Origin of the sequence: Occallatibacter savannae (assembly GCF_003131205.1) — a bacterium.
Classification (GTDB): domain Bacteria; phylum Acidobacteriota; class Terriglobia; order Terriglobales; family Acidobacteriaceae; genus Telmatobacter; species Telmatobacter savannae.
On sequence record NZ_QFFY01000007.1, the window covers coordinates 217,835 to 235,136 of the forward strand.

Genomic DNA, 17,302 nt, shown 5'->3' on the forward strand with positions numbered 1-17,302 from the left:
TCCCGGGCCACCTCGCACCTGGTTAAACTCGAGCGCTCGCCTGTTCAGAAAGGAGCCCCGTCCCGAATCCACTGTAAGATCACCCAGTATTCCGGTGTTGCTCCCGCCGGAGGATTGGGGCTGGCGAACGGCGGATTGCTGCCGCAGTGAGTGTTCAAAATATGCGAGGGATAGGTCAGTAGATAGCTGTTGGCTGGTTGCACCGCATTCACAATGTTCCCCAGCCCCTTGACGCTTTGGTAGGTCACCGAAGGTGGATCGTCCAGGTAGAGATGGACGTTCCCTCCGTTCTGCCGACTATGGCACGCAGCACATTGAAGCCTGGTGAAGATCGGGTATACGTCCTGCATGTAAGAGAGCATCGGCCGAACAGATCCGGTGTAATCGGTGTACGCTCCATACCCGGAGCTGTTGTGCGCGCGTATGCGAAATCGATAAGTGTCAAAGTTAGGCGCTTGGCAGGCTGCCGGTGTATCTGGGCACGCTCTGGCTTGCAGCCGGTAAGTAGTGTTCGGAGCCGCGATTGTGGATGTGGTAGTCGCCGTTCCGCTCGGCGCCGTTAGATTCACTTCAAGATCATACGAGTCCACTGCATCGCCGCCATTGTTTGCTGGGGCCGCCCACGAGATCGTGAGTGCACCTGCCGAAGGCACGATCGTAGGTGCTGTCATCTGCAACGCGCCGTTGGTAACTGGAGTAGTGGTTTGAGAACCGGTTGCACTCGACGAATTAGCAGTTCCTGAGGTTGATGATCCCTGTGGACTCGTCGAGGAAGAAGAGCTACTCAGGGTCAGGTGTGTTGGTGAGGCGACCGGGAGCGTGACTGTGGGCGGTGTTCCGCTCGTTGCCCTCGTAAAGTGCCAGGTACAGTTTGCAGTCTGGGGAGAACCTCCCGGTCGCTCGGGGATCGAGCTTCCCCCTATCGCTGTGGTTCCCGTGCCCGCAATGTTCCCGCCAGGGGCTGCAACCTCGATCGCTGGCATCGTCCATTCGCCTACTGCGGATTGTGTACTCGATTGCGCTGGCGTTGCACCGGGCAGCGACACCTGGCGAGTGATCGTCACGGCCTTTGCCGCCGACAATTGCGAGTGGTACGACTTGATCACAAGCGCGCCGTTCACGCGAACGAACATGGCAAGAGGAGCACTGAGAGGCGTCGCGTTCGACTTCCAATCAGACGCTGTGAACTGGGCATTCACCGTGCGCTGACCCGAGCCACTTGAGGTAACGATCCACGTTGCGGGGTAGACGGCGATGCTGCCAGACATCTTGGGTGCTTCGCCCGTCAGCCGCCACGTCTGCGTCTCCTGGTGCGTGTAGCCCGGCATCTGCATGGAAAGGGTGCACTGCACCTCGCCGAACCATAGTGCGTCCGCTGTCTGCGCTTGCGAGCATGATACGAAGCCAATTCCAACAGTCAACGAGAGGACCGCTATCCGTAAGCCTTTAGAGGCAGGCGAGCGGCCGTTACGATCGCGCTTTCTTTTTTGGACCGACAACATGATTCCCACCTCCCGCCTCTCATTCCCTGTGCTGCGGCTGCGCCTCTTTCATCCTGATTACTCCGGCAATCGAAAATCGTAGATTCGCCCTGTAGCCGCGCCACCCGTGCCGCTTCTGTTGTCCGTCCCATTCAACTGCTGCCCTGTTGCCATGAAAAAGGCAAATTCACCTGGGCTCAGATCCTGCTGCAGAGTTACCTTGTAAGTCCTGATTCCCACGTGCTCCGCTTCAAATGGAATCTCCTTATCCGTCTTCAGGCCGGCCTTTCCGCCACCGAACTTCCCTGCCATCGTCCCCACCTGGAACTCCCGGCGATCGCCCTTCTTGTTGAGCTTCAACAGCACGTAATCGGAGGAACTGGAACCGTCTGGAACGTAGAAGTAAAACACTGGCCGGCGATCGCGAATAATGTGATTGGAATTCGGGCCTTTCAGCGTTGCGTCCCAGTGCATTCCGCGAAATCCATAGCTGAACATGCTGCCTGCCTTGCCTCCGACTTTGGCATTGGCCAGCATCTGCCCCTCGATCAGAACGAAGCGGCTCTGGTCCTTCCAGTACACGCCGACTTCCGGCGGAGGCAGATTGGGATCGATCGTCATCGCCGTCGCCTGCGTAATCACGGTCGCTTGCGCGGGCGTCGGATTGATCATCACGCGAATCACGGGGTCCGGAACGTTCCCGTCTTTAAGAGCTTTCAAACCCTCAACGCTGGTGTCGAACCGAACCGAGGATGGATCGGCCTCGCTGATTGCGCGGATCTTCGAGACGATAACGTCCTCGGCGAGGTTCATGCGCACGAGGCTGATTACGTCTTCGTTCGTGAACCTCTTGTGGACCGAGGCAATCTCCTGAGCGCACGTCGGCAGCACCAGCGCTGCGACGAAGAGCAACCACCATGCGCGACAAATATTCCTTCGAACTCTCACGCTAGAGACCTCCCTTTTTTGAACTGCCGGATCGGTTCGTCGTTCCGGAGCGGGCCAGGTTAACCGTTGTGGTCTCGACATGCACACCTTTGTGCGAGCGGCCCTGTTCTGTTTTCTGATACGTATATGAGGCTTGGATATGATTAGGATCCTGCAAGTTTCCGGACAGAGGACCGCTCAAACCAATCGTGGGCATTCCAAGATCGCGATCGTAGGTCTTGCATCCGTACACACGCTGGCATGAAATCGTGTGCGACTTCCCGATAGGTCCCCAAGGCGCCTTCGGTCTTCCATCAGCAGTCGTCGATGGCCCAACGGATATTCCGTAGGTACCTCGTTCTTCGTTGATCTGAACAGAAAGGGAGGCTGGAAACTCTCCATCCCCAATCTCCTCACTGTCGTCGCTATAGTCGATCCTCGGGCTCGATTTCGCCACTGGCTGCCAACTCTTCAGGTGGCCCTTGTTGTCCACGTGGCCTCGATATGAGGCCACGCCATTCTCCACCGTAACGGTCACGCTGACATGCGAGGAATAAGACCATTCCTGAATACCGGGCGACCCGCCATCATCGCCTGTAAAACTCATCTCGTAGGTGATCTGTCCGCTCCAGTCAGTGCCAAGCCCCGTATGCCACTCCCCCACGGCAGCCCCGGCTCTGGAAAGAGCGCCCAGTGAAAACCCCGCGCGTGCAACCTTCTGCTTCGGAGCCGTATATACGAACTTCAACGGCGACGATGTGCTGGTCGCCCCTTGCGTCGGAGTTATCCCGCTCCCGTTAAAAGCATTTGCTTCGATGACGCGGGCATTTACGATCTCACCGCCCTTGGTCTTTACCACCGCCTTTACATCTGCGGTCGCTCCCAGTGGCGGCTGCAGCGTAAAGCTCGGTGGATCGAATGCAACCACCACACACTGCCCGGCTCGAACCGCTTGACCCCCTGGGCCGGTTTCCCCGCCGTACCACTTCATCTGTGCGATTGAGAAGTACACTCCCGCCCAGTAAGCGAGCGCCATACCTGAGCTGAACGCGTCCGAATAATGCCCCACCGTGGGATCGCCACCGGAAAATGCCCCGAAGCTCGGAGCATTCATATTCGGCATGACCACGATTGGTATCGCGATATGCTGCTCGATGTTACTCGGTGGTGAATTGGTGATCGCCCCACTCTTGTCGCGGAATTTGCCCGTTTGCGTGTATGTGTAATCGAACTGCCCGTCGACTGGCCCATGCAGCAGAGCATCATCACCGACCTGTCCCTTGTATTGTCCTCTGGTGCCCATCTCGATGTGCATCGAGGTGGTGCCACTTTCCTGAGCATTGGTGTAGTCGACTGACATCGAGAACACCCCTTCTCCCTCCGTGCTTCCATCGGCGTGTGGGCATGTTCTTATCTGGTTTCCTAGCGTGAACTTCGTGACGATCCGCTTGCCCGCGGTTGCCGCTGTGTTCCCGACCGCAGTTTCCACCGCCGTGTCGGTCCGCCCCTCGTACCCGGACGGGGCCGCTTGACTGCTGTCGCTCTTGCTGATCTCATAGCCGTCTCCCGGCCCCGGTATTGCGATCGGGCTCTGTGCAGCGCAACAGATTGCCCCAACCCAGGCGAAACAAAAAGCGCCGATCGCAAACCTGCGGAGTGTCTTGCTTGATCCATGCATCGAGACGTCCTCGCTCCAGCCCGTTTGTGCTCGCTACTTCTTGCTCACCTCGGTCAACACCGTGGTTGCTGCCTGCTGGATGAGCGGAGTCAGTACATCCTCTCCGTCTGTCTTAGACTTGCCTTTCAGTGTCGTATCGAGCTTAGGCTGGACCTGCCCAGTGGGAAGGAGCTGATACTCCACTGTCACCTCATCCTTCGACTTGATCTGCCCGTTGAACCCGGAAAGCTGGTTCATCGCCTGCTGCTGCGCGCTTATCGCCGCGGTTTGCTGCATCACCGCACCGGCGGTTTGCGCCGCGGCCATAGCTCCGTTCACGCTGCTCATTGTGTGCGCCATCATCCCGATCGGCGTAAAGTTGGAAGCCATGCTTCCTGCCTTCATCAACTTTCCAAAGCCAGTGGATGCATTGCGCTTCACCGTCACACTCGAGAGCAGCAGGTAGTCGCATTGCTTTTGTTGTGCCTCGGCCTGCATTTGGATCGGAATACGCGCATCGATCGCGGCGATCTCGATCGCCGGGCCGCTCATCATCAAGATGATCGCGTTGCGTACGGGCGTTCCGTATTCCTGTTGCGAGTTGTTTCCCTGGCCTAGTTGCGCCTGCGCAGGGGCTACGCCAATGCGGATTCTACCCGGCGCCTTTGGTCCGAGCGCCTGGGGAATGGGCATCGGTGTTCCAGCCGTCATGTTCTGCTGAGGAACTTGCTGCGGAAGGCCTCCGAACTTGCCGCCCATCATCTGCAGCATCGACATCGCAGATGGCATTCCGCCCTTCCCCGCCATCCCACCGGTCATAGCCGCGGCCGCACCCTGCGCTACCGAACCTTGTGGAACCATGGCGTTATCGACCGAAGGGGATACCGGAGCAGAGGCTTGCGCGGTCGTCACCGGGCCCGCCTGCGGCAGAACTGCTGTGTAGATTTCGCCTTCGGAATGCACCTCCTTATATCCCGACGGAACATCAAACAGCTCGGGTTTCGAGGCTTGCTTCGAGATCTCTGAGGTGACCACTTCGATGTTCGTAGCAGCTTCATCACCGTCGTTGCGCATGGTGATCGTCTCGTGCAATGGATATCCGGGCTTGCCGGTTCCCTTTCGGTGCACGATGACGCGATCGTTACAGCCCGCGCCCTGTCTGATTGGCGGAGAGCCCTGCGAGCAACTCAAGGGTTCCTTCGATAAGTCGGCGTACCAACCGTCAATCTCCAGGTCTTGTTTCGTCTTGGTGCATGCATCTGCTGACGGCTCGACGATAACTCTCGTCTTGAGGTGGCGCGCTGCATAACCCGACATCTGCTTCCGCTCGCCAGTATCCGTCACCGTTACTGTCTGCGTAATCGCGCCGCCGGCTCCTGGCGCAGGCTGCCCCGTGACCAGCGCTGCCGCCCGCATCGCAGCCTCATCCTCTGGATCCCTCTGGATGAAATACGACTGCGCGGCATCGTTCACGCTGATGGTTCGCTTCAGGTCGCACTGGTGCAGCGTAATAACGTCGCCGGCTGGCGAAGCAGTCACGGTACGTTCGCGCTTGCCGCTGACCCAGGTCTCCGAGGTAGACAGTGTGTTGCCGTTGATGGAAATGCTCTTTTTGAAGTGCAGATCCTGCGCCGGCATGATCAACGGAATCGAAGACAGCAAGGAGACCTGGCAGAAGAGACGCAATGAACCGATGTCCATGGTTACCTCCGTCGTTCGGCTGCCAGGCATACGAATTGCAGGGTATCGGTGTGAAAGGGGGAGCGGCTGCTACCCACTGCCTGCGCGAACGGTTTCTAATCTAGGAAACGTAGACCGTCAGAAAACCGGCTCAGCAAATTGCACGTCTCTTCCCTCAACCGCTGCTAACCGCCTCACCCGGCAACGTTGACTTCCCGATTTCAGGGCAGCTAAGATGCACTCAACCTCTTCATCCACAGGGAGTTTCGTGGCAGCGATTCCGCCCCAGCCAGTCACCGAACTGCTCGCACGCTGGAGCAAGGGAGACGCTGATGCCCAAGAAGCCTTGATCCCGCTTGTCTATGAGGAGTTGCGAAGGATTGCCAGACGATCCCTCTCGAGCCAGTCTGCAGGTCACACTTTGCAGCCCACCGCCCTCGTGCATGAGGCGTACCTGCGCCTCGCAAAGAACCAGCCAGTCGAGTGGCAAAATCGAGCCCATTTCTTTGCGCTGGCCGCTAGGATGATGCGCCAGATCCTGGTCGATCACGCGCGCAAGCACGCCGCACTTAAGCGAGGCTCAAACCCAATCACCGTTGCCGCTGACGACTTGCCCGCTTCAAGCACGGCACCCAATCTCGATCTCATGGCTCTCGATGATGCCATGGAACGATTGGCGAAGCTTGATCCGCGCCAGTGCCGGATTGTCGAACTGCGCTTCTTCGGCGGCCTGTCAATCGATGAAACTGCCGAAGTCGAAAAAATCTCGCCCGCAACAACGAAACGAGAATGGGCCACGGCCCGCCTCTGGCTTCATCGCGCCATGAACACCGGAAGCTGAATCAGACAGCGCCTGACTTTAGCCGCTCTATTGCACTTCGGACGCTGCTGCCTCTGCGATCTTGAGTTTCTTCTTCACCACGGAAGGATCTCCGACCTGGAAGCTGCTCGGAGCCGTGTGATTCGGGTGCGAGATTCTTCGCCAGGCGTCGAGACTTGCAGCATAGGACGCTCTCGCTTCATTCCATGCTGAACTTCTTTCGCTCCTCGCCACGCCCGCGCCTCTTGCCCTCGCAGAACTGACATCCCCAAGGCCCGAGAATGCGTCCGCCTGGGTGTAAAGACCATCGAGTTCTGCAGGCTCTCGCAAAGTCAGCGGTTTCACAATGGCAAGTGCCGCTTTGAAATGCCCTTCTGCGCTCGCATAGTTCTTTGCGGGCAGCGCTGCTTCACCCAACTTGACGTCACATGCGGCTATATTCGAGGCACTCGCTCCGCCCGATGCTGCGAGCGTTTCGTAGATCGATTTGCCTCGCTCGATCACGGAGGTTGCGGCCTCTGGCTGTCCGGCCGCGGTTAGAATCGTTCCGCGCACCACGTGCATTGCTGCCAATATCCCCTTCTGGAAAGCGTTGTCCGACGCCGAGCCTGCAAGATTCTGCATGATCCCTAATCCCGCCTTCGAGTCATCCAGGGCCTGGGAAATTTGCCCGGCTCTGGACAAGGATCCAGCAGTATTCATATACGCGATCGCAAGACCCTGCTTGAGCAAGGCATTCTGCGGATCCGAACTGACTAGCTCCTTATACAGCGCAAGATCTCGCGCATTGTTCTCCACTGCATGTGCATAGTCACCGATATCGTCGTACACGCTCGCGATATTGCCGTAAGCCACCGCGACACTCCGTTTGAATCTGACGTCCGTCGAGAGCTGCGTAAGCTTCTTATTGATCTCCAGTCCCTCCTGGTAATCCTTCAGAGCCTCGGCCGGATCCACAGCCTCGAGCATGTTCCCGATGTCGCTCAGATCCATTGAGTATCCATGCAGCGTATGAACATCCTTAGGATTCATCTCCAGAGCGATCTGATCCACGGCCAGTGCCCTGCGATAATCCCGAATCATCTTCTCGTTCACATTGGGATCGCCCGGATACCCAATCCGTCCCGACACTTCGTACTCGAACGCCAGTTCAGCAACGATCTTCGGAGTGCGAGGATTGGACCGGTTGAGCGCCTCAGAAATCTCAATAGCCCTTCCGATTGGCTCGCGAGCACCGCGAGGATCGCCGTTTGCCCACAGCTGATGCGCCACCAGGCGATAGCTCTGCGCCAGCGAGAGACGGTCGTTCCAGTCTTTGGACGAAGACTGCACCTGCTTCCGCAACTCGAGTGCCTTTCGATAACTCGAGAGCGTCGCTTGGCCGTCACCAAGATTGTTTTCCAGATAGTCTCCCTGTACAGATCCGACGCGCTCGTATGCTGCGGCAAGTTCACGCTGCAAGCTGGCATCTCCGGCCGACTCGCTCGACCAACTGGTTTAGATATTGAAGTGCCCGTTCGACGATCAACCTTCGCGCAGGTGTGGACCCCGGCAGATCGCGAATGGAATCGTGAATATCGAAAATCAAGGAGTTGGCAAGCGAGCGCACGTCGTTGAACCGCCTCCGGGCTATCCGCGCTTCTTGCGCGGTGATAGCGATACCGGCAATCATCATCAGCGATACAAGGGTGGCCGCGATTACGCCGGGCTTATGCCGCACGATGAATTTCGAAGCCCGGTATCGAGCCGTGTCCTTCCTTGCCACAACGGGCAGATCATGCAGGCTCCGGCGAATGTCCTCCGCAAATTGCTCCACCGATCCGTAACGCCGCTGCGGCTCCTTTCGCAGGGACATCATCACGATATTGTCGAGGTCCGCCGAAATCTGGCTGGACCGGTTCAAATATCGGCCGTGCCGATTCTTTCCGGACGACGTCTCTGATTCCCTCCGGACAGCACGTATCACTGTGCTCGGCTTTGGCGGGTCAGAGTGCAGAATCGCTTTGATGGATTGCTCTCCAGCATTCGTATTGTTCCCGTATGGGCTCTCCCCCGTGAGCAACTCGTAAAGCACAACCCCGAGAGAATAGACGTCTGTAGCCGTTGTAATCGGCTCGCCCTTGATTTGCTCCGGACTTGCGTAGCGCATCGTGAGCGCCCGAAACAGCGTGTTTGTCGCGTCCTGCGTGTCCTGATCCTCCGGACTCAAAATCTTGGCAATCCCAAAATCAAGCAGCTTCGGTATCCCATCCGAAGTCACCAGAATATTGCCGGGCTTAATGTCGCGATGAATCACCAGGTGTTGATGAGCGTATTGAACGGCCGAACAAACCATGACAAAGAGATTCAGCCGCTCCGGCACTCCAAGTGCCTGCTGCCGGCAGTAATCGGTGATCAATCGTCCGCGGATCAATTCCATCACCAAGTACGCAGTGCCCGTCTCGGTCGTCCCACCGTCGAGCAGCCGTGCGATGTTCGGATGCTCCAGCCCAGCCAGGATCTGCCGCTCGTTTCTGAAACGCTTGACCACCAGTGCTGAATCCGATCCGGCACGCACCATCTTCAGCGCAATCTCTTGCCGATACTGATCATCAGCGCGAACTGCCCGGTAAACTTCCCCCATTCCCCCGGCGCCAATGGACTCGACAATCTGGTAGCGTCCGACCCGCCGCCCGATCCAGAAGCTGGTTTCCCGCTCGGCAAAGTCGGCCGCAGCATCCACCAGAGCTTCCCTTTCGAGAAACCCTGTGCTTATCTGTTGCTCATCATCCAGGAACCCTTCAACCTGGCGCCGCAGCTCCGCATCATCTGCACAAGCCACCGAGAGATACTTGCCGCGATCCTCCGGAGCGAGCTCCAGCACCGCGGCCAGCACCGTCTTGACCTGATTCCAACGCTCTGGAGTCATAACGTTCACCACGGGCTGAGAGTGAGGCAGACGGACGATTCCGGCATGCCGGAGCAGTCTCGATCCCCAACTAACCTTTGTTCCCAGCAGCTTCTCAAGACAGCGCACACACTTGAGCAGGACGGACAAAAGAGGAATCGAGTGCGGAAAGTGCGTCGAGCATATCGCGTCACCACGAGCCAGTCAAATTGTCCACGCTGAGAACGCGACCAAAGCGGCCCGTCCTCGGTTTTGCAACCCAGCGCGTCGCTCCTGACGGTGTGAGCCTCTTCTGCACTATTCAGGCCATCAAAGTTCGAATTGACCAAAGATGCCCGTTCAAATACGTTTCGATGGAAGGCACGCCGCAATCAACTCACATCGCAAAGGAAAGCTCATCTTGCCCGAAGACAATAATCATGAAATAGGCGTCCGAGATCCTCTGGAACTCTTCGACGAATGGCTCACGGAAGCAAACAGATCCGAGCTGAATGACCCAAATGCTGCAGCGCTCGCAACCGCCTCGTCTGACGCCGTGCCCAGCGTGCGCATGGTCCTTGTCAAGCGTGTCCGGATGGACCGCTTCTGCTTCTTCACGAATATTGAGAGTCAAAAAGGACGCGAGCTTCTGGCAAATCCCCAGTGCGCCCTCGGCTTCCACTGGAAGTCGCTGCGCAGGCAGGTACGTGTAGAAGGCAAAGTCTATGAGCTTCCTTCCCCAGTAGTTGACGAATACTTTCACAGCCGTTCACGACGGAGCCAGATCGGCGCAGCCGTCTCGAATCAGAGCCGCGTTCTCCCCAGCCGGGCGGAACTTGAACAGCGTGTACGCTCGTTCGCCGCGGCTAACCACGCTGAAGTTCCTCGGCCATCATACTGGCGCGGTTTCCGCGTCGATCCAGTGCGAATCGAATTCTGGATCAGCGGCGAGGACCGGCTCCATGACCGTTTTCTTTTTACGCTGACAGCTTCGGTATGGCAGCAGGTTCGCCTCTATCCATAGGCGAGTCAAGCCCCTATCTCGAAGCTCCGAAGACACAGCGTAACCAGAGCTCACCAACTCAAAGCGCCTGACCGTCAGGCAAATCAAGAACTCGGCTGAACCTCCACCTCTTCCCAGCCGACTCGAGGGGCCACGCTCCCGTTCAGAGTAGACTCAAAGCGAAGATCAACTCAAACCGGATTGCACAGCTCACTCGCAATCGACCATGGAACGCCATGATGAGAAAACGTGTCAGTACCTCTCGCCTGAATATCCTTTGCAAGGCTTGTCTTCCTCCGCTCGTGATCTCATCATGCGTGATGCTCGCCTTGGGTCAGGCCAAGGCGCAAGCCCCTTCCGCCCACCCGAACTGGCCCGGGCCAGGCCAGCTTTTTGTCGGAACCTGCTATCAACCCGTGGATCGCTCTCCCGAAGAGGTTGACCGCGACATTCAGGTCATGCATCGTGCGGGCTTCAACGTCGTCCGCATCGGTGACTTGTCCTGGGACTCCTTCGAGCCCGAGCAAGGCAAGTTCACCTTCGATCGCTTCGACACCATCATGGACAAGATGCACGCCGCAGGCATTCGCGTCATCCTGGATATACCCGGGCTGCCGGCGCCGATTTGGCTGCATCGAGCCCATCCGGGCGTCGACATCGTGGCGCAGAACGGCACGCGCCTTCCTCCCGCCGAGCGCTACATGGACAACATCAGCGACCCGGACTACGTCCGCGAGGTCGGCATCATGGCAGAGGCGCTCACCAGCCATTACGCCCATCATCCTGCAGTGATTGCCATCGGATACGACAACGAAATCGGCAACGGTTTCATGTCGTACTCTGAAGCCGATCGGCAGCGTTTCATCGCTTGGCTCAAGAAGAAGTACGGCACCATCGCTGAATTGAACAAAGCGTGGGCTACACAAAGATGGTCGCGTCGACTCAACAGCTTCGACGATGTTGATCTGCCCTTGGCTGACGGGCCTGGCCCATCAGAGCGCTATCTAGATCTGCACCGCTACTGGTCCGACGTAACGGTCGAACGCCTCAAGGAACTCGATGCGATCCGGCAGCGAAACATGCCTGAGGTTCCATCGATCTCCAATCTATGGGACACAGCGGGACGGCGTGGCTTCGACTACCTCTCGACCTACAAGGGCTACGTTTCCTATGGCGCCGAAGGCTTCTATCCCGGCGACCCGATCAGCGGATCGTTCGGCGCGCTGATGACCAAAGGAGCCCTCGAGACTCCCATATGGTTCAACGAGTTTACCGCCGGCGGAGGAGGCTACTACGGTACACCCGGCCGAAGTCGCATGTACGCCTATCTCGGACTGATGATGGGTGCTCAAGGAATTATTGCCTGGACATTCAACAGCCATCTCGGCGGCGAAGAGCAGGCCCTATTCGGGCTCGTGGACCACGACGGAACTCCTTCTTGGAAGGTCGACGAGTTTGGACGCATCGCTTCAGAATTTAAGCTGCTCTCGAAATTCGGATTCCCCAGATATACGCACCCTTCCGTCGCGATTGCATACTCCTTCGACTCCTTCATCGACTCCCATCCAAACGGTCCTTCTAACACAACGCTGCAATACTTCAAGCCCTCCTACACAGATCAGGTGCAGGCCGCGTTCGAGCCTTTCTTCCGCTCCAACCTCGACACCGCCATCATCAACGTCGGACATGACGACCTCTCGCCTTACAAGCTGGTGGTCGTACCAGCCGACTACGTCATGGATCAGTCCAGCGCGGATGCAATTCGAAACTTCGTTCGGGACGGTGGCACAGTGCTGATGACGGCCCTCTCCGCCAAAGTCGACGAGCACGGTCAATGGTTCGACACTCCGCTCCCTGGTCGACTCAGTGATGTCTTTGGATTCAAAACCAACGCATTTTACGACTCAGCAGCACTGTCGTTCGAGCTTGGCGGCAAGTCGATCGAGACCGATGTGCATCGATACGAAGTACTCGAGCCCTCAACCGCGCAAGTCCTCGCCCGCTTCAGCAAAGTCGCGGATCATCCGCCAGCCCTGACTGTGAATACCTTCGGCAAAGGCAAAGCACTGTATCTCGCAACAGAGTCGAACCCATCCGCAATGGGTCCTGTTTCCTCTTACCTTCTTCAGCTTGTTGGAATTCAAGTCGGCCCTCCCACACCCGACGGCGTTTACGCCAGAGTGGTCGAGGGCCGCACGTTATATGTCAACACTACCCAGGAACAGAAGAAGGTCCCCATCCACGCAGGCAAACGAAGCCTCCTGACCGGTCAGGTCTACACCGGAGCCGTAACTCTCGCCCCACTTGCAGCCGATCTGATCGAGTGAAGTGCCTCGCCCTAATACGAGGAACCTCACGTCATTCCTCCTCCGACCCGGAGCAGGAAGCTTCCTTCCATTAACCTTCAATTCAGCACGCGACGGCCTAAGCCTGCCCACCGGATCGGAATCAAATTCGCAGAGACTTGGGGGAGTATCTCAGTCTTCTCCGACCCGAGAATCCGGCACACGGAAACCGGAGCCCGAGCCCCTCCAAATCCATCATTTTGAGATTGTTGATTCATTTGGCTGCCCCCCAGGGATTCGAACCCCGATATGCTGATCCAGAGTCAGCTGTCCTGCCGTTGAACGAGGGGGCAACAAGCGCAGAAGGCCATCTTGCAGCCGTGCTGGCTCGGCTGGAACAGAACGTTCAGCACTGAAAGCCAACTGCTTCATGATACGGACAAACCATTTATCCGGTCAAACCGGGTCCTGACGAACTGAACCTGCGGCCCTCGACCCGTAGAGGGCAGAACCCGTTCCGGCCCCACAGCCAGTACAGCCTATTCCTCGCGCAGCACCTCGAGCGGACGCAATCCGAGTATGCGATAGCTGGCAATCCAACCGGTCGCCGTCGCCAGGATCGCCGTTCCAACCAGCGCCACCCCTGCTGCTCGCCAATCAATATGGAATCCAATCTCGAGCCTGCGCAGCAACACCCGTGTCAGTAGATTCGCGAACACCACCCCCACCGAACCAGCCAGTAGCCCCAGCACGCTGAACTCGACGCTGAACGTCCGCACGATGCGCATCCGCGTCGCCCCCAGCGTCTTCAGCACCACGGCTTCCCGCATCCTTCTGAATCGCGCGCTCGCAATGCTCGATGCCAGAATCATCAGGCCTGCGAGAATCGAAAAGCCGGCCAGAAATCGCACGACAAACATGATCTGATCGACCACGTTCTCAATCCGAGTCAGCACATCGGCGATGTTGATTACCGAAATTGTTGGATACGCCGCAAATAGTGCGCGCTCCATCTCCGGAACCTTCTTCGCGTCGATGTGCGCGCCGCCGTACCATGTTGCCTGCTCGCTCTTCAACTGTCCTGAAGGCAACATGAACGAAACCCGGCTCCCAATATGCTGTCCATCGGGTCGGTAAAGAGCTGCAACCTTCAGGTTGCGGGTACGCCCGCCCACCTCAAGCTGCACCGCACTCCCAACGCCGAGGTGGAGCCGATCTGCCGTTCCCTTTCCGATCGCGATCTCCTCCGCACCCGCATCCTTCCACCATCGTCCTGCAAGCACCTTATCCCCTTCCGGAGGCGCGTCAGCCCAGCTTATCTCCGCGTTTTCTAACCATCGCCTGGGGAAATGCTGATCCTGCATTTGGTCCAGTGTCTTTCCGTTCAGCGTCAAAAAACGCCCCTGCACCACCGGCAGCAAATCCACCTGCGTTGTCACACCGCCCTGATGTTGGAAGAAAGCCTTCACCCCATCCACTTCATCCGGCGTGATGTCGATCAGGAATACATTCGGCAGCTTCGGCGAAGCCGTCTCGCGTATCTCGCGCAATAGCGAGCTCTGCATGAGATAGACCGCCAGAATCAGCATCACCCCGGTCCCTAACGATGCAAGTACTGCTGCCGACTGGTTCCCCGGCCTGTACAGATTCGCCAGTCCATGCCGCAACGACGAAGGCAGCCGTAGCCGCACCCGGTTCAGAACAAATCGCAGCGTCCGCAAAGCTACCGCCGCAAGCAGCAGCAGAACGATCAGAGCAATCGAGAACAGCAGCGCAAACCACCCGCCCACCTTCGCAGAATCGGACAGCGCCCACGCGATGCCGCCCAGCGCTGCGATGACCACCACGGCGATCCCAAGCTGCAGCCTCCGCGCCCACCACCGCGCAACCCACTCCTTCGCCGTAGACGGTCCCTGCTCCACCATCCTGCGCAGCACCAGGATCGGTCGCACAGCCCGCACATCCAGCAGCGGCGGCAAACAGAACAATAGCGTCGTCAGCAACCCCGTTCCAAATCCCGCTCCCACCGCACGCCACGGGAAATGAAGCACCGTGTGCACCGGCAGCAGTTTCCCGAAAACCGTCGGAAGCGCTTCCATCACCAGTGCGCCGCATCCAACCCCGATCAGCACACCCAGCAGTCCCAACGCCATCGTTTGCAGCAAAAAGATCCGCAGCAGGTCCGACGACTGCGCTCCCACCGCCTTCAGAATCGCGAGCATGTCCATCCGCTGTTCCAGATGCGCGTGCATCGCCATCGCCACGCCGATCGCCCCCAGCACCATCGCGACCAGGCAGATCAGGCTCAGAATCGCCGTCGCGTTGTCTAGCCCCTGGCTCAGCGCAGGATTCCCCTCTTTGAAATCCATCACCTGCGCATCCGGCAGCACCTCTTCCACTTTCTTGCGAACCGTCGCGTCATCCGCCTGCGCGGGCAACTTCATCAGCAGCCGATGCGATGCTCGGCTGCCCGGTGCAACCAGCCCTGTACGATCGAGCGCCGCATTTGAAATCATCACGCGCGGACCCATTCCCGCACCCGCGCTGATCCTGTCCGGCTCCTGGCTCAGCACAGCTGTAATCTTGAAGCTCCGCCCCCCCAGCCGCAGCGTGTCTCCTACATGCGCGCGCAGCCTGATGAGAAATTCATCTGCAACCACAGCCGAGTCGCCCGCGAGCGCCTGCTGCAGGCTCATCTGCGGCTCCAACTGCGCCGCCCCATAGAACGGATACATCGCCGGATCAACCGCCTTCAGCGAAATCAGCAGCGGCACCGGATCCGGCGCCACCGATGCCATGGAGATTGTTTCCGTAACCCAAGTGCTCTCACTCCCGGCAATCCCCTGCTTCAACATCGCCAGCTTCTTCAACTCATCCGCGCTGGGCACATGAAAAATCCGCGCACTCAGGTCGCCCGCCATCAGCGAACGCGATTCGGTCATCAGCGTCGTCCTGAAGCTCTCGCTGAATCCCCGCACCCCCACCAGCGCTGCCACGCCCACAGCCACTGACAACACCACAAACGCGAACTTCCCGGGCGCAGACTTCAGGTCACGCCAGGCAATCGCCGAGGCCCGTCTCCACCCCAGAGCCCGCTCAGCCATGCGCGCGTCCGCTCTGTGCTGCTACCTCTCGCGGCTCCGCCGACGGCAGCGTGTCTTCCACAATCATTCCGTCCTTCAGCACAATCTTCCGGTCCGCGCGATTTGCAATCTCCGGGTCGTGTGTCACCAGCACCAGCGTCGCCCCTGCATGCGCATGCCGCTCCAGCAGCAAATCCAGAACAAGATGCCCATTGGAACTGTCCAGATTTCCCGTCGGCTCATCCGCCATCACAATCGGCGGATTCACCACAAACGCTCGCGCCAGCGCCACTCTTTGCTGCTCGCCTCCTGAGAGTTGCACCGGATAATGATCCATGCGCTCGCCCAGCCCGACCGCCTGCAACAGTTCCCGCGCTTTCCCGAGCCCGTGACCCTGCACATTCAGTTCAAATGGAAGCAGCACATTTTCAAGTGCCGTCAAAGTCGAGATCAATTGATAGGACTGAAACACGAAACCAATCTTCCTGCCTCGCACCGACGCAAGCTCAGTCTCCGCCAGGTTGTGTATCGGCGTCCCGTCCAGCCAGATCTCACCCTCGCTCGGCGTGTCCAGCCCGGCCAGCAGCCCGAGCAGCGTACTCTTGCCGCTTCCACTCGCCCCCACAATCGCCACAAACTGTCCCGCAGGAATACTGAGCGAGATCCCCTTCAGAATATCGACGCGCCGCGACCCGTTCTGAATCCACCTCTTCACGTTCCGGACTTCAATCACCCAGTCAATCCTCCCCGCCGCCCTCTTCCATTCTTACGCATCCCGCTAACAGCACGTTCCGGCCTTTACAAACCTTTACACTGATCATGTGGACGTACAACGTCGCTTCTTCGTCTCTGTTTTCGTTTTCTTTGCTGCGATTCCCATGCTCGCTGCCGTCCCCCCTACGGTCATTTGTTACGGCGACAGCATCACAGCCGGCTACGGCCTCCAGCCCAGCCAGTCCTGGCCCTCCGCGCTCCAGCGCGATCTCGATCAGCGTGGCTACAAGTACAAGGTTGAGAATCGCGGCACCAGCGGAGCCACCACCAAGGACGCAGTCGCCAACCTGAGCTCTGTCGTCCAGGCTCACCCCTCCGTGGTGGTCGTTGAGTTCGGCGGCAACGACGGCCTTCGCGGACTCCCTCCCGATCAGACCCGCAAAAACCTCGACACCGTTCTCACCACACTTGGAGCCGCCCGCATCAAGGTCCTCCTCGCCGGCATCACCCTGCCCCCCAACTACGGCCCCGACTACATCCAGTCATTCAACAAGGTCTTCGCCGATCTCGCCGCAAAACACCACGTCACCTTCATCCCCATGATCTACAAAGACCTCATCAACGTGCCCGGCACCATCCAGCAAGACGGCATCCACCCCACGGCTAAAGGCTCAGAAATCATCGCGCGCACAGTCTTGCCCAAGCTCACTCCACTTCTTCGCAAGTAGAGCTACCACCAACTCCGTTCCAGCCTTTACCATCATCCCCATCGACTCTTCCCGATCG

12 protein-coding genes and 1 tRNA gene are annotated in these 17,302 nt (G+C 58.4%); 4 read left to right on the plus strand and 9 right to left on the minus strand.

The window, feature by feature from the left end; genetic code table 11:
* Positions 1-44 precede the first annotated feature (44 nt).
* The 4 genes from DHV10_RS23440 to DHV10_RS23455 all read right to left on the minus strand — a co-directional run bounded on the left by DHV10_RS23440 (position 45) and on the right by DHV10_RS23455 (position 5,766).
* The gene (locus DHV10_RS23440) at positions 45-1,421 is read right to left on the minus strand and encodes a hypothetical protein (RefSeq protein ID WP_162601829.1); all 1,377 of its coding nucleotides are present in this window, start codon (positions 1,419-1,421) and stop codon (positions 45-47) included.
* A 138-nt stretch (positions 1,422-1,559) separates the two neighbouring features.
* Complete coding sequence (locus tag DHV10_RS23445) at positions 1,560-2,429, minus strand: hypothetical protein (protein ID WP_162601830.1); 870 nt, start codon at positions 2,427-2,429, stop codon at positions 1,560-1,562.
* A 1-nt stretch (position 2,430) separates the two neighbouring features.
* The gene (locus DHV10_RS23450) at positions 2,431-4,086 is read right to left on the minus strand and encodes a hypothetical protein (RefSeq protein WP_109488848.1); all 1,656 of its coding nucleotides are present in this window, start codon (positions 4,084-4,086) and stop codon (positions 2,431-2,433) included.
* A gap of 33 nt (positions 4,087-4,119) precedes the next feature.
* Positions 4,120-5,766 (minus strand): hypothetical protein, encoded by a 1,647-nt coding sequence (locus DHV10_RS23455; RefSeq protein WP_109488849.1) that lies wholly within the window; start codon positions 5,764-5,766, stop codon positions 4,120-4,122.
* A gap of 247 nt (positions 5,767-6,013) precedes the next feature.
* Between DHV10_RS23455 and DHV10_RS23460 the strand changes: the two genes are divergently transcribed.
* Positions 6,014-6,586 carry a sigma-70 family RNA polymerase sigma factor gene (locus DHV10_RS23460; RefSeq protein ID WP_204101513.1) on the plus strand — a complete coding sequence of 191 codons (573 nt, stop codon included), beginning with the start codon at positions 6,014-6,016 and terminating at the stop codon, positions 6,584-6,586.
* Between the two features lie 27 nt (positions 6,587-6,613).
* On the opposite strand, the gene DHV10_RS23465 is transcribed toward DHV10_RS23460, so the two are convergent.
* Both DHV10_RS23465 and DHV10_RS23470 read right to left on the minus strand, forming a co-directional pair.
* Positions 6,614-8,026: a tetratricopeptide repeat protein gene (locus DHV10_RS23465; protein ID WP_109488851.1), complete on the minus strand. Its 1,413-nt coding sequence runs from the start codon at positions 8,024-8,026 to the stop codon at positions 6,614-6,616.
* Positions 8,016-9,473: a serine/threonine protein kinase gene (locus DHV10_RS23470; RefSeq protein WP_109488852.1), complete on the minus strand. Its 1,458-nt coding sequence runs from the start codon at positions 9,471-9,473 to the stop codon at positions 8,016-8,018. The genes DHV10_RS23465 and DHV10_RS23470 overlap by 11 nt, the downstream gene beginning before the upstream one ends.
* 310 nt (positions 9,474-9,783) lie before the next feature.
* Between DHV10_RS23470 and pdxH the strand changes: the two genes are divergently transcribed.
* Positions 9,784-10,455 (plus strand): pyridoxamine 5'-phosphate oxidase, encoded by a 672-nt coding sequence (gene pdxH / locus DHV10_RS23475; RefSeq protein ID WP_109488853.1) that lies wholly within the window; start codon positions 9,784-9,786, stop codon positions 10,453-10,455.
* A gap of 299 nt (positions 10,456-10,754) precedes the next feature.
* Positions 10,755-12,761: a beta-galactosidase gene (locus DHV10_RS23480; protein ID WP_239462007.1), complete on the plus strand. Its 2,007-nt coding sequence runs from the start codon at positions 10,755-10,757 to the stop codon at positions 12,759-12,761.
* A 237-nt stretch (positions 12,762-12,998) separates the two neighbouring features.
* On the opposite strand, the gene DHV10_RS23485 is transcribed toward DHV10_RS23480, so the two are convergent.
* The 3 genes from DHV10_RS23485 to DHV10_RS23495 form a co-directional block, all read right to left on the minus strand.
* Positions 12,999-13,072 (minus strand) — tRNA-Gln (locus tag DHV10_RS23485).
* A 186-nt stretch (positions 13,073-13,258) separates the two neighbouring features.
* Positions 13,259-15,823: an ABC transporter permease gene (locus DHV10_RS23490; protein WP_109488855.1), complete on the minus strand. Its 2,565-nt coding sequence runs from the start codon at positions 15,821-15,823 to the stop codon at positions 13,259-13,261.
* Positions 15,816-16,535 carry an ABC transporter ATP-binding protein gene (locus DHV10_RS23495; RefSeq protein WP_109488856.1) on the minus strand — a complete coding sequence of 240 codons (720 nt, stop codon included), beginning with the start codon at positions 16,533-16,535 and terminating at the stop codon, positions 15,816-15,818. Before DHV10_RS23495 ends, DHV10_RS23490 begins: the two co-directional genes overlap by 8 nt.
* Positions 16,536-16,623: 88 nt before the next feature.
* Here DHV10_RS23495 and DHV10_RS23500 point away from each other — a divergent pair, with 88 nt between their 5' ends.
* Positions 16,624-17,244: an arylesterase gene (locus DHV10_RS23500; protein WP_204101514.1), complete on the plus strand. Its 621-nt coding sequence runs from the start codon at positions 16,624-16,626 to the stop codon at positions 17,242-17,244.
* Positions 17,245-17,302: the final 58 nt, after the last annotated feature.